This window comes from Treponema sp. OMZ 798, from assembly GCF_024181385.1.
Taxonomy (GTDB): Bacteria; Spirochaetota; Spirochaetia; order Treponematales; family Treponemataceae; genus Treponema_B.
Window position 1 is genome coordinate 125,280 of record NZ_CP051305.1, and the last position, 13,040, is coordinate 138,319.

The following is a 13,040-nucleotide window of genomic DNA, read 5'->3' on the forward strand; positions in this document are numbered from 1 at the left end:
ATATGGAGGCAGAATGCGGTTTAGTTCCCATTATAAAATGGAAGGCGATGATATCATCGATTATGTCTTTGAGCACAGCAATTTTTTCGATGCAAATGAAAATTTAGTTTATGAAGAAATAGGAGACGGCAATATAAACTACGTCTACCGAATTTTCGAAAAGGGCACAAAAAAATCCCTTATTTTAAAACAAGCCGATGTTCAAACGAGGGTGCGCCCCGACGGATATTTAAATCCGGATAGAAGCGCACGGGAAGCCGGAGTTTTAAAACTGTATAATGAATGTGCTCCAGATTTTTCGCCGAAAGTAATTTATGCCGATCCCGTGATGGCCGCAATCATAATGGAGGACATAGGTTCTTATTCCAATTTAAGAAAGGAGCTGATGGCCGGTAAAATATTTTACGGACTCGAAAAATTAATTGCAGGTTTTATTGTAGACACATCCCTACCCTCTACCGATTTAGGTTTGGGCTATCAAAAAAAATGTCAAGCAGCTTTTAAATTTTATAATCCCGATCTTTGTAAGATTACTCAAGACTTAGTCTTTACTCATCCCTATAAGGGTGTGAGGGGAAGAAATATTTTCCTGCCCGAAAATGCCGATTGGCTTAAAAAAAAGTTTTATGAAGACTCAAAGCTCATTGCAAAAGTTGCGGCCTTAAAAGAAAAATTCAATAATTACCCGCAAGGGCTTATTCATGGGGATTTACATTCCGGTTCTATCTTTGTAAAAATCGAAAATGAAGAAACAAAGATAAAAATAATCGATCCTGAATTCGCATTTTACGGACCGATAGCCTATGACCTTGGAAATGTGCTTGCTCATTTTATATTCGCTGAAGGGTATGCAAAGTACTCGTTTATCTTTGATGATGAAAATAAAAAGGCTTCATTTTTACTTTGGATTGAAAATGCAAAAAAAGATCTGCTTAAATTCTTTTCTATTTTTGCAAAAGAATTTCTTATTAAGAATATAAAAGACCCGATGTATAAAAATGAAATTTTTATTGACGATTATATCGAAAAAATAAAAATAGATGCAGTTTCTTTTTGCGGTACCGAATTAAACAGACGGATAATCGGTTCTGCAAAAACGCCTGAAATTACCGGTATAAAACAGATAGAAAACCGCATCCTCCTCGAAAGAGAATTAGCTGAGGCGGGATGTGCCATGATTTTAAACCCCGAAGAAATTTTAAGAGGGATTAAAGCTTGATGAAGGTGCTTGCCGGTTTAAGCGGAGGCGTTGATTCCGCCGTTGCAGCAAAACTATTAATCGATCAGGGCTATGAGGTTACAGGAGTTACGATGAAGCTTCTGCCGAAACTATCCGGCATTTATAAGGAGCAGACCGATGATATTGAAGATGCAAAAAAAGTTGCCGCAAAACTCGGTATAAAACACATGGTGTACGATATGCGTGAAACTTTTAAAACTGCAATCATCGACTATTTTGTTGAAGAGTACAAAGAAGGAAGAACGCCGAATCCCTGCTTTATATGCAACAGCAAAATTAAATTCGGCCTTTTTTTGGAGCAAGCCTTAAAGGACGGCTTTGATAAGATTGCAACAGGCCATTATGCAAAAATAGAAAAAACCGAAATTGAAGGCGAGGAAAGATTTTTACTAAAACAGGCTAAAGACAGCCAAAAAGATCAAAGCTACTTTTTAGCTCTTCTTAATCAAAAGCAGCTTTCCCGTTCTATTTTTCCGTTGGGAGATTTTACAAAAGAAAAAGTGAGATGTATGGCCGAAGAGGCGGGGCTTATAAATGCTCACCGCCCCGACAGCCAAGACATCTGCTTTGTTCCCGATGATGATTACACGAGGGTAATAAATGCCCTTGCAAAAGATTCTTTTAAAGAAGGCAAATTTGTAGACACGCAAGGAAAAGAAATAGGCAGGCACAAGGGCCTTCAATATTACACGATAGGCCAAAGGCGCGGGCTTGCTATCGCGATGGGCTATCCCGTCTATGTCGTAAAAAAAGATGCACAAACAAACACTGTTACTGTAGGTAAGGACGAAGAACTCTTTGCCGAAAGCCTCATCGCTTCAAATGTAAATATAATCTCAAAAAAAATAATATATAAGGAAATAGATATCGAGGTAAAAACACGCTACCGCCAACAAAAGAAAAAAGCAAAATTAATTCCGCTAAAAACTGAAGATCTTAAACCTACAGGAAAATTTAAGGTAGAATTTCTAGAGCCCGAAAAAGCCGTCGCCGAAGGACAGGCCGCAGTTTTTTATGACAGGGATTATATTATCGGCGGCGGCATAATAGAATCGGTAAAGAGACCGGGAATACTTTAAAAAAGACTTGACCGCATATGTATATTGTATAATAAGTAAGGAGTTATGATAAACAACTTGGCAGAAATTCTGCCTCATTGTTTATCCGGCGAGTTTTTATAGGAGAAACTGTTCATGTTGTATAAAAAATGTTATTTTAAATTACATGCTAAAATTGTTTTGCTTTCCATTATTCCGCTTGCATGTTCTGCGGCGATTCCTTTGCTCTTAGGACAAATAATAGATAGTTTAAGCAAGGGGTTTTCACCCGAAGTATTTAGAACAATAACAATTTGTTTTATCGTTATCTTTGTTCAAAAAATTTTTAATTTTATTTGGAACTATAATTTTAATACGGCAAAAAATATTGTTGCCGCCTCCGAGACCGAAATTCTTTTTGACGAGTTTTTAAGTGCAAAGTCTAATTTGGCAGGTACCTTTAATAACGAAAAACTTTTAAACCGTATCGCAAATGAACCTTATAAATTAGGCTCTCTTTATGGGATAAGTCCCGTAATGCTTGTCAACAACATTATGATGTTTGTATTGGCTTCCGGTGTTCTTTTATATTTAAATTGGCAGCTTTTACTTTTAACCTCTCTTTTTATTCCGCTGATTTATCTTATAGGCTGCTTTGTAAGAAAAAACATTATAAAGTATTCGAAAGAAAGTTCTTTAACTTCCGAAAAATTTCTTTTACACTTAGGCGAAGCCTTAAAGGGTTTTTCGGATATAAAAATTTTTTCTGCCGAAAAGAAAATAAAAACCTCCTTAACGAAGGTAAGAAGAGATATGCTGACAGTGGAAAAATCGGAAGAGTTTTATCAGAGGCTTTATAGGGATATAAACGGATTTTTATACACATCCTTGCCTCTTATAAATTTGGTTGCCGGTTTTATATTAATGAAATACGGTAAAATCACATTGGGTTCTACAATTTCATTTTATATGTATGTCGGGCATTTTATCGAACCCGTACAAAACCTTGCCGACTTGCGTATGGCAATTTTAAATTCAAACGAAAAAAAGAAACTGGTTGATGAGATAAAAAAGGAATTTGCCGCAGATTTGGCAGGGCATGATAAGGCTGTCGATTTTAATTCACTTTTATTAAAGGATATAAAACATTCGTTTGAAAGTAAGGACATCAACATTAAAACCGATATAGATATTTCTACTTCGGGATTTTACGGCATTTCCGCCCCCTCCGGATTGGGTAAAAGTACAGCCTTAAAAATTCTTTCAGGTCTTTTATATTCCGAAACGGCCGGCCTGTATATTGGAGGGAAGGAAGTGAAAAGCTTAGACCCTGATTCTCTTAACGGAAATATTTTTTACATAAACGATAAGTCGATAATTTTTCAAGGTACTGTTAAAGAAAATGCTGAACTTACGGAAAATGCAAATATTACAAAAGAAGTCTTTGATTCTATTTTTGATGAAAGCGATAATCTTTCTCTTGAAACAGAATTGGAAACTGAAGGAGCAAATATTTCGTTAGGCCAAAAGCAAAGGGTTGTTTTATTAAGACTTTTTGCCCTTAAAGAAGAACCTAAAATCATCATATTGGATGAAGCTCTTTCGGGTCTTGATGAGCTAAGGGAAAGGCGGACTATTGAAACCTTGCGTAAGGCATTCCCTCATTCAATTATTCTTTTTATAACTCACCGCAAAAAATCCTTTGCTCTCTGCGATAAGGTTTTTGAATTTAAAGAAAGTTAATTGAATTTTTTAACCTCAAGACAAAGTTCAAAAAAAATGATATAATCCCGCCATTATAGATGATAAACTATTAGGAGATTTATTTATGATAAAACTTGCCACAATTGCAGGATCTGACGCTTCCGGAGGAGCCGGTTTAGAGGCCGACTTAAAAACCTTTCAGGAATACGGTGTATACGGAATGGCTGCCGTTACGGTAATTGCAACAATGAATCCCGACAAGGAATGGGGCCATGAGGTTTTCCCCCTTGATGAGAAGACAATAAGAGCTCAGCTTGAAACTATTTTTAAGGGCATAGGTGTAAACGCCGCAAAAACGGGAATGCTTGCAACAAACTACGCAGTTGAACTTTCTGCCGAGTACCTCAAAAAATATGATGTAAAAAACTATGTTCTCGACCCCGTAATGGTTTGTAAGGGCGGAGACCTTGCTTTAAACCCTGAGCTTAACAATCTCATCATCGAAAAACTTTTGCCTTTAGCAAAGATTATAACGCCGAATCTTTTTGAAGCGGGGCAGATTGCTAAAATGCCTACTCCTTCTACAATCGAAGAAATAAAAGAAGCCTGTAAGATTATTCACGGAATGGGCGTTCCCTATGTCTTTATTAAGGGTGGAGCCAAGCTGGAAGGTGAACAGTCGGCTGTAGACATTTTTTATGACGGAGAACAATTCCTAAAAGTGGAAGGCGGTCTTATCGACACAAAATGGACTCACGGAGCAGGCTGTACAACAGCCGCTGCCATCGCAGCCGGTTTAGGTATTGGCCTTGAACCCTATGAAGCTGTAAGGAGGGCAAAGAAATTTATAACTTTAAGCCTCCAAAACGGATTCCAACTCAATAAATGGGTAGGCCCCGGTAATCCTGCCGCATGGCGAAAGAGCTTTAATTAATTTGTAATTACCGACGGGTAATGAGCGGATGAACCTCTTATTACCCTTTTTTATCCCTTCTTTAAAGTAACCTCCTATGACAAATGTCATATTTAAAACCTAAAAAACATGACAATTTTTACTTTTAAAATTTTAAAAATAAGGTATAATCTATCCATAAGTGATATAGAAAGTTTTTATAGGGGGACATTATGATTTTAACGGTAAAAAATCTTGTAAAAAGATACAACGAAAAAACGGCACTTGATCATTTTAACATGGAAGTTAAAGAAGGTGAAATTCTCGGTCTTTTGGGGCCGAACGGATGCGGAAAAACTACAGCCATAAACTGTATGCTTTCTCTTTTAAAACACGGGAAGGGCGAAATCAATATTTTCGGTGAAGAGATGAAGCCCAATGCCCTCCATATCAAAAAAAGGATAGGCCTTGTTCCTCAAGAGGTTTCGGTTTTCTATAATTTTACTGTAAGACAAAATATAGATTATTTTTGCGGCCTTTATGTGAGCAATGCTGCGGAGAGAAAAAAGCTGATTGATGAAGCGATCGATTTTGTAGGCTTAAACAATTACGCTTCCTTCCGTGCAAAAAAACTTTCCGGCGGTCTTTTGCGTCGGCTCAATATTGCCTGCGGTATAGCCCATAAACCTGAGCTGATCTTTTTGGATGAGCCGACAGTTGCAGTCGATGCTCAAAGCCGCAACTTCATTCTTTCAGGAATAAAGGAACTTGCAAAAAAGGGCAGCACCATTGTGTATACTACCCATTATCTTGAAGAAGTGGAAGAGCTTTGCGATAGAATCATCATAATGGATGAAGGACGCGATATTGCAAACGGAACTTTGGAAGAATTGCACAAGCTGATCCGCACGAGCGAAAAGATGGTTGTCGAATTTGTTGAAACCAAAGACAATCTGCAAGAAGAACTAAAAAAAATCCCTCACGTTTTGGAAGTTACAAAAAACGGAAACGAATTTTTAATCAGCTTTGAAAATTCGATTAACAACTTAAATGAACTTATCTTATTTATAAACAATAAGAACTTGGCTTACACCAAGTTATATTCGGAATTACCCAGCTTAAACGACATTTTCTTGGAGCTTACGGGAAAGGAGTTAAGGGACTGATGAAATTCTTTTTACGCGAAATAAAATATTATAGCATAGATATGCTTCATTCTTTGGACGGAATGTTTTGGACCCTTATATACCCGATTCTTCTGTCCTCACTTTTTTTTGCAGTATTTTCCGCCGTGGATAATTACGATAGGGGCAAAATAGAAATAGGCATTGAAAAGAACAATCCTATTTATATGCCTCTTCAATTTACAGGAATGTTCAATGCAACCATAATAGACGAAAGCGATGCAAACGAGATGCTCCGTACAAAAAAAATAAAGGCCTTTGTTGAATCCGATCAATCTTTAAGGCTAAGCGAAGACGGATTATCTCAGACAATAACAAAAACGGTTATAGATCAAATAAAACAAATTAAAGCTTTAGATATTCCAATCAATTCTCTTGAGCACGGTAAAAATTATATTGAAAGTAAAAATGAAAAGATGAGTTTGACGATTATCTTGTTCTATTCTCTTTTGGCAATGGTTTCGATTTACACAATGTTCGGGTCACTGGATATTGCCGTAAAAATACAGGGAAACATTTCAAAGCTTGGGGCAAGAATTTGTACAACGCCTATTAAGCGCTTTTATTCTTATCTTGCAGGAATTGTATTTTATATTATTTTTAATCTTACGGCCAATCTCATATACATTTCCTTTGTGCTCTTTGTTTTAAAGATACCCTTTATTACCGATTTTAGGCTTACGCTTTTACTTTTGGTTTATGCAAATGTTTTTGGTGCAGTTGTAGGTTTATTTATAGGTTCTATGTCCATAGGCGATGTCCAATCGAAAAGTATGGTCTGTGTTTTTACAAGTCTTTTTTTAGCCTTCTTATCAGGATTGATGGGACCGGAGGTAAAAGTGTCTCTTGAAAATGCAATACCGATTTTAGGTACGCTAAATCCTATAGCTATTTTTACTACTAACCTTTACAATATAAATATTTTGGGGGAATATAATGCAATATCCGAATTTTTTATCGTCTACACAATAGGTATTATCATTTTTTTATCGCTTTCATTTATTAATTCAAGGAAGGTGCAATATGACAGTTTATAAAAACTTTTTAAGATTGGTTTGGACAAGAAAAGTGAGTACCATGATTTATGTTGTGATTTTTTTGTTTATAAGTTTTATGACACTAAAATCTCAAAACTCTCAGGTAAGCGAATTTGCAGAAACTCCTTTAACCATAAACATAATTGATAGGGACGGTTCTGAGCTATCAAAACATTTAATCTCTTATTTACAGTCAAAGCATGATGTTTATATCATAGATGAAAAAGACAAGACTAATGAAGAGATTTTACGGGAACTGAAAAAAGGAATTTCCTTACAAAGAATCCATGCAGGGCTTATAATAAATGAAAACATGGAAGAAAATGTGACTAAGGGCAAAAAAGCTCTTATAAGTTTTAAAGATGACAGAAAAAAATCCGGCTTTTATATAGATCTTCAGGTGAACATGTATTTGGCTTTTGCCGCAAGCGTAAAAAAAGCTCAAGGAAATTTTGATTTTCAAAAAATAGAAGATGCTTTGAAAGTAAACACAAAGGTGAATAAGGTTAATTTTCAAAAAAACATTTCGGTAAATATTTGGTTTAAAATCTTTTTTAACTTTTTGGGTTGGATAGTTTTTTCGGTTATTCTTAATTCGGTAGGCTGGGCAATGTTCGAGCTTAATAATGAGCGTTTAAAGATGAGGAATAATATCTCGCCCCTTTCTACCTTGCGCTTTGTTTGTGAAAATTTTTTGGCTCAATTAACTGTAGTAGTTGCAATTCTTTCAATTTTAATAGGCTTTGCCGTTATTACAAATATAACAAGACTTGATAACATTCCTCTTCTATTCTATATATTTAATGCTTTAATTTATACGGCTGTTATTTTGAGCCTCACCTTTATGTTTAATTCTTTTTTAAAGAAGGGTTCGGTTATGGGGATAGTTGGTTCAGTTCTTCCTCTCTCCCTGGCTTTTATTTCCGGAGTCTTTGTGGAGCAGGAATTGCTTCCCGATTTTATTGTAAATATCTCCCGGCTTTTCCCGACATATTATTACATAAGCGCAAACGAATTTACTCAAGTTAATTTATCGATTGACTGGAAAAGCATCGGAATGCTGTTTTTGTTTCTTCTTCTTTATTTTACGATAGGAACTTACTTTTCAAAATTGGGAAGGTCTCAAAGCAGAATAGAATTTACCCAGCAATAAAAAAAACCGATAAGATTTTTATCTTATCGGTTTTTTTGTTTAAATCATTCCTTCAACCATTAACTTTTCAAACCATAAAAATGATCCGACTGTAATCGTTAAGGTTCCGTTAACAGAGGGTGTTCCCTTTTTAACGTAAACGATAATTCCGTTGTCTTCAAATTTATCGAAATTATCAATATTGTTGGGCACGCCGACATACACGGTCGGTTCTAACCTAGTGCCCCCTCAAGATGCGCACATTTGAAGTGCACAATAAACCGAGTCTGTATTTTTTGCTTTAATCTTATCTCTAGCAGAATCTTCAACTCTAACATTCATGTTGGGCCTCCAAAAAATAATTGCAATCCGCCTTATCAATACGGTGTGAATTGTTTAGGCTCTTACAGACTTAAAATAAGAATTTTTACCGTAAAAGTCAACAAAATTCTAAAATATTTTTCGTTCAAACTAAGCCGAGCAGTCACAATCATCTACAAAGAACAAGAACCACTTATCTTCAATATCGAAAAAGTAAAAGGTCTTTTTGATAAAGCCTTCATCCAAAATAACGATTTTTAAAATAGCCTTATAATCTTTGGGTAAGTCTATTTTTAATTCCTTTATATCTCCATTTTGAAAACTTGCAGGATCAACGGCTGTAGGAAGCTCTTGTACGATGGCACAATATACACCGTCTTTATCATTTGACTCTTCACAAAAGCCTCCTTTGGGCATTTTTTCATAAAAGGGTATTGAGCCTCCGAACTTATTTGCTGAGGGGATTGTAGAAAAATCGGTGCTTTCATCAAAGCCGAAGTTTTCCTCTGCCGAAAAAAGCCGGACCGTCGTTCCGGGATTATAAAAACGTCTGACTCCGTATTCCGGATGTACAAAATCGGCTAATTTGGAGCTTGAATTTTTTAAAAGAAGATTAAAATTGTTTTCCCAATACACATTCGATAAAAATGAAAAAGCAAAAGAAATGAGTTTTCCCTCATCATAAGAATTATTATGAGAGGCTACTGCAGAAGTCAACTCAAATGAATCAATTATATGAGTTAAAATATCCCTATATGTATCGTAATCTTTTTTATTATATTCAAATCTGATTTTATAAAACTTTTCATTTATAGCAAGGGCCTGACAAAAAAACATTTTATCCTTCGAATAACCTTTTAAAATAAAGCCGTCGCGCCCCATGTTTTTATCGCTTACAGTAAACTTTTCAGATTCCTTTTTTTCGTAAAGGTCGGCGGTTTTAAAAATAAAGTCAGGACCGGTTTCTTCTATATCCGAAACGGAAACCGATAAACTCACATCTCCGTCATTGCTTGCAAATACTTGTTCTGAAGGAGAACTTTCTAACGGTTTTAAAATTTCTGAAGGATAGTCAATCTCATATCCTTCTTGTGTATTTGTGTATGTTAAATATTTTCCGCTAAATTCAGGCTGTTTCTTTGAACATGATAGTATAAAAATTAATGCAAAAAAAATAAAACCGATTTTTTTTAGATTGAACATATTGCCCCCATAAAACTATTATAAAATTTTGCAGGTAAAAAGAAAATGCACTGCAGAAGTCCTGCAGTGCATAAAAATTATTGGATTATTTCTTCGGCCATGTCTATGGTCATCTTCTTTATATCGGTGAGATCTGCAGACATAATAATCTTTGTTTTTTCATCTATAGAGCTTAGAGCGCTTATCCATTCCTGAGAAACGGTGAGCTTTGCAGCTTCCATACCGCCTTGGATTTGGGTAGAAGCGGCAATCTTCTTAATACCCTCGGCAGTTGCTTCGGCAACCGCAACAATTTCGCGTGCCTGACCTTCCGCTTCGTTTATCATTCTTTCTTTTTCACCCTCGCTTATGTTTACGGCTTCTTCGTAAGCGGCTCTCGAAAGGTTAATAACCGTTTCCATCTCTCCGACAGAGTGGGCTATTTCGGCTCGCTTTTCGCGTTCGGCCTTCATCTGGTTTTCCATTGCATCCATGATAGAATCGGAAACTCTTATGTTTTGAATTTCGTAGCGTGTAACCTTTACGCCCCAAGGATCCGAGGCCTCATCTACAGCCTTTACGACCTGAGCGTTTATCTGTTCTCTGGCCTCGAAGGTGTCATCCAAATCAAGCTGTCCTACCACCGAACGCATGGTTGTCTGTGCAAGCAAGATGGTTGCATAGCGGTAATCCCGTATACCGTAGCTTGCCTTAATCGGATCGAATACTTGAAGGTAGAGGATACCGTCAATGCGTACTTGAACGTTATCCTTTGTAAAGCAGTCTTGAGCAGGAACATCTATCGCTTGCTCCTTTAAATTCTGCTTATATTTTACCCTATCCAAAAATGGAAACAGGATGTGGAAACCTGCATCCAAGGTTGTGTGGTATTTTCCTAAGCGCTCTACAATTAAAGCTACCTTATGAGGAACAATGCGGATGCTTCTAAAAAGGGCAACAATAAAAACTATGGCTATGATTGCTGCAATAACAATCGGGATTATAAAATTAAGCATTTCTACCTCCCTCCGGTGTCTTTATTTCTTTACCGGCATTTTTAATAATGTCGGTAAAGGCTGCAAGACCTGCAATGTTTTCGGGGTAAACCGAAACATTGGATTTTTTGATAATGTGTTCAAACCTTTGAATATAGTTTTCGGCAAGGCGGATACCCATAGCCGTTCTTCCTCCCGGCTGAGAAAGGGCATCTGCAATTAAACGCAAACCTTCGGCTGTCGCATTACTCGTTATCTCGATAGCCTTTGAGCGTCCTTCAGCGAGATTGATCCTTCGTTGTTTTTCGCCCATAGCCTTGTTTATGGCTTCCTGCTTTTTACCCAAAGAAATATTTATGCGGGATTGCTGTTTTCCTTCACTCGAAAGAATATTAGCCCGCTTTTCGCGTTCGGCCCTCATTTGCCTTTCCATGGCTTCGAGGATTGTGCGGGTAGGAGTGATATCCCGTATTTCGTAACGGGTAACCTTTATGCCCCAGTTGTCGGAAGCCTCGTCTAAAGCCTTTACAATATTGTCGTTTAGGCCTTCTCTTCCGCAAAAGGTTCTATCAAGTTCCAGCTTTCCTATTTCGCTTCGCATAGTTGTCTTTGCAAGCTGAGCAACGGCATAGCGGTAATTGTCGATTCCGTAGCTGGCCTTAACCGGATCAAAAATCTTTAGGTAGAGAATGCCGTCTACCTGTACCTGAACGTTATCGGCTGTGATACAAACTTGCGGATCTACGTCCAAGGCTTCTTCCTTTAGGTTTTGCTTATAAGCAACCCTGTCTATAAATGGGGTTAAGATATGGAAACCCGCAGTAAGAGTCCGCGAATATTTTCCAAGCCTTTCAATAACATAACTTTCCTGTTCCGGAACTACAACGGCTATAGAAAATAAAATAATAACCGTTATGACCAGAGCAATGTATAAAGCTATCATCAGAGCGACCTCCTAATTTAATTCTTGGTTACTAAAATTTATATTTTAATGACCCTTTTGATTGTAACTTGTTTTGTAAGATTTGTCTATAGTTTTAACATGATGAATCGGGTTATATCGATTTTTTCCTCAGTTATGTCTTTATTCTTTTTTAAGTACTTGCCGAGCTTCGGTCTTCTATCTTCTTGCAAGTTTTTCATCTTTATAGTAGTATGAGCTTTCTTTAATTTAAGGAAGCACCGAACCTATGAAAGAACCGCAAGAAGAAAATAAGGACTTTCTTACCACACAGATAATTACGTATCTCGGAAATAAAAGAACTCTGATAGATAAAATAGAGGAAGAGGTGAAGCTTATTTCAAAAAGCTTAAACAAGGAAAAACTTATCTGTGCGGATCTTTTTTCAGGCTCCGGTATAGTTGCACGCATGTTAAAAAAATATGCTTTAAAAATAATCGTTAATGATTTGGAAAATTATTCGTATGTGATAAACTCATGTTATCTTACAAACAAAGAAGAATATCCTAAAAAACTTTGCGATCAATTAAGAAAAGAAATTATCTCTTCTTGTTCAGATAAAAAAATCCCGGGCATAATTACCGAAAACTACGCTCCCAAGGATGACAACAAAATCGAAAAAGGAGAAAGAGTTTTTTATACACATCAGAATGCTCTTTTAATCGATACCTATAGAAATCTTATCGATAAAATTGTACCGGAAGAAAATTTAAAGAGATTTTTTTTGGCCCCCTTAATTACCGAAGCTTCAATTCACGTAAATACGAGCGGTGTATTTAAGGGTTTTTATAAGGACAAAAATACGGGGATAGGCTGCTTCGGCGCCAGCGGAAAAAATGCCCTAACAAGAATCTTAGGCGAGGTGGAATTAAAAGAACCCGTCTTTAGTAATTTTAATTCCGAACTTGAATTTTTTACAACGGACGCTGTAGAGCTTTCAAAAAAAATAAAGAATATAGATATCGCTTATATCGATCCGCCTTATAATCAGCATCCATACGGTTCAAATTATTTTATGCTTAATTTAATTCTTAAAAATAAACTTGATGTTCCTATAAGCAAGGTAAGCGGAATTACCCAAGACTGGAAGCGTTCCGCCTTTAATAAACCTTATCTGGCTTTAAAATCTATGGAAGAAATTATCTCTTCTCTTGATTCGAAGTATGCAGTTATTTCTTATAATTCGGAGGGCTTTATTTCTTTTGAAGATATGACCGGGATGCTGCAAAAATACGGAGAATTAAAAACCGTCGAAATAAAATACAATACTTTTCGTGGAAGCCGAAATCTTAACAATAGAAACATTCATGTTTCGGAATACTTGTTTGTTTTAAAAAAATAGATTAAAATACCTG

General features: G+C 36.4%; 12 protein-coding genes. 8 read left to right on the forward strand and 4 right to left on the reverse strand.

Going from position 1 to position 13,040, the window contains the following annotated elements; translation table 11 throughout:
- The first annotated feature begins 13 nt into the window (after nt 1–13).
- From mtnK to E4O07_RS00615, 7 genes are all read left to right on the forward strand, one after another.
- Nucleotides 14–1,219: an S-methyl-5-thioribose kinase gene (mtnK, locus tag E4O07_RS00585; RefSeq protein ID WP_253686744.1), complete on the forward strand. Its 1,206-nt coding sequence runs from the start codon at nt 14–16 to the stop codon at nt 1,217–1,219.
- Nucleotides 1,219–2,319, forward strand: a complete 1,101-nt coding sequence (gene mnmA / locus E4O07_RS00590) for a tRNA 2-thiouridine(34) synthase MnmA (RefSeq protein WP_253686745.1) — start codon at nt 1,219–1,221, stop codon at nt 2,317–2,319. Before mtnK ends, mnmA begins: the two co-directional genes overlap by 1 nt.
- Nucleotides 2,320–2,433: 114 nt before the next feature.
- A complete protein-coding gene (locus E4O07_RS00595; RefSeq protein ID WP_253686746.1) occupies nt 2,434–4,020 on the forward strand; it encodes an ABC transporter transmembrane domain-containing protein in 1,587 nt (528 codons plus the stop codon).
- Between the two features lie 85 nt (nt 4,021–4,105).
- A complete protein-coding gene (gene thiD / locus E4O07_RS00600) occupies nt 4,106–4,915 on the forward strand; it encodes a bifunctional hydroxymethylpyrimidine kinase/phosphomethylpyrimidine kinase (protein WP_253686747.1) in 810 nt (269 codons plus the stop codon).
- Between the two features lie 191 nt (nt 4,916–5,106).
- Nucleotides 5,107–6,039 carry an ABC transporter ATP-binding protein gene (locus E4O07_RS00605; protein ID WP_253686748.1) on the forward strand — a complete coding sequence of 311 codons (933 nt, stop codon included), beginning with the start codon at nt 5,107–5,109 and terminating at the stop codon, nt 6,037–6,039.
- A complete protein-coding gene (locus E4O07_RS00610; protein WP_253686749.1) occupies nt 6,039–7,094 on the forward strand; it encodes an ABC transporter permease in 1,056 nt (351 codons plus the stop codon). The genes E4O07_RS00605 and E4O07_RS00610 overlap by 1 nt, the downstream gene beginning before the upstream one ends.
- Nucleotides 7,081–8,247, forward strand: a complete 1,167-nt coding sequence (locus E4O07_RS00615; protein ID WP_253686750.1) for an ABC transporter permease — start codon at nt 7,081–7,083, stop codon at nt 8,245–8,247. The genes E4O07_RS00610 and E4O07_RS00615 overlap by 14 nt, the downstream gene beginning before the upstream one ends.
- A 39-nt stretch (nt 8,248–8,286) precedes the next feature.
- On the opposite strand, the gene E4O07_RS13435 is transcribed toward E4O07_RS00615, so the two are convergent.
- From E4O07_RS13435 to E4O07_RS00635, 4 genes are all read right to left on the reverse strand, one after another.
- Nucleotides 8,287–8,568, reverse strand: a complete 282-nt coding sequence (locus tag E4O07_RS13435) for a CC/Se motif family (seleno)protein (RefSeq protein WP_305879949.1) — start codon at nt 8,566–8,568, stop codon at nt 8,287–8,289.
- A gap of 129 nt (nt 8,569–8,697) precedes the next feature.
- Entirely contained in the window at nt 8,698–9,750 is a 1,053-nt protein-coding gene (locus tag E4O07_RS00625; protein ID WP_253686752.1) for a hypothetical protein, read from the reverse strand.
- Between the two features lie 77 nt (nt 9,751–9,827).
- Nucleotides 9,828–10,745 (reverse strand): SPFH domain-containing protein, encoded by a 918-nt coding sequence (locus E4O07_RS00630; protein WP_253686753.1) that lies wholly within the window; start codon nt 10,743–10,745, stop codon nt 9,828–9,830.
- A complete protein-coding gene (locus tag E4O07_RS00635; protein WP_253686754.1) occupies nt 10,738–11,667 on the reverse strand; it encodes an SPFH domain-containing protein in 930 nt (309 codons plus the stop codon). The genes E4O07_RS00630 and E4O07_RS00635 overlap by 8 nt, the downstream gene beginning before the upstream one ends.
- A gap of 247 nt (nt 11,668–11,914) precedes the next feature.
- Between E4O07_RS00635 and E4O07_RS00640 the strand changes: the two genes are divergently transcribed.
- Complete coding sequence (locus E4O07_RS00640) at nt 11,915–13,027, forward strand: DNA adenine methylase (protein ID WP_253686755.1); 1,113 nt, start codon at nt 11,915–11,917, stop codon at nt 13,025–13,027.
- Nucleotides 13,028–13,040: the final 13 nt, after the last annotated feature.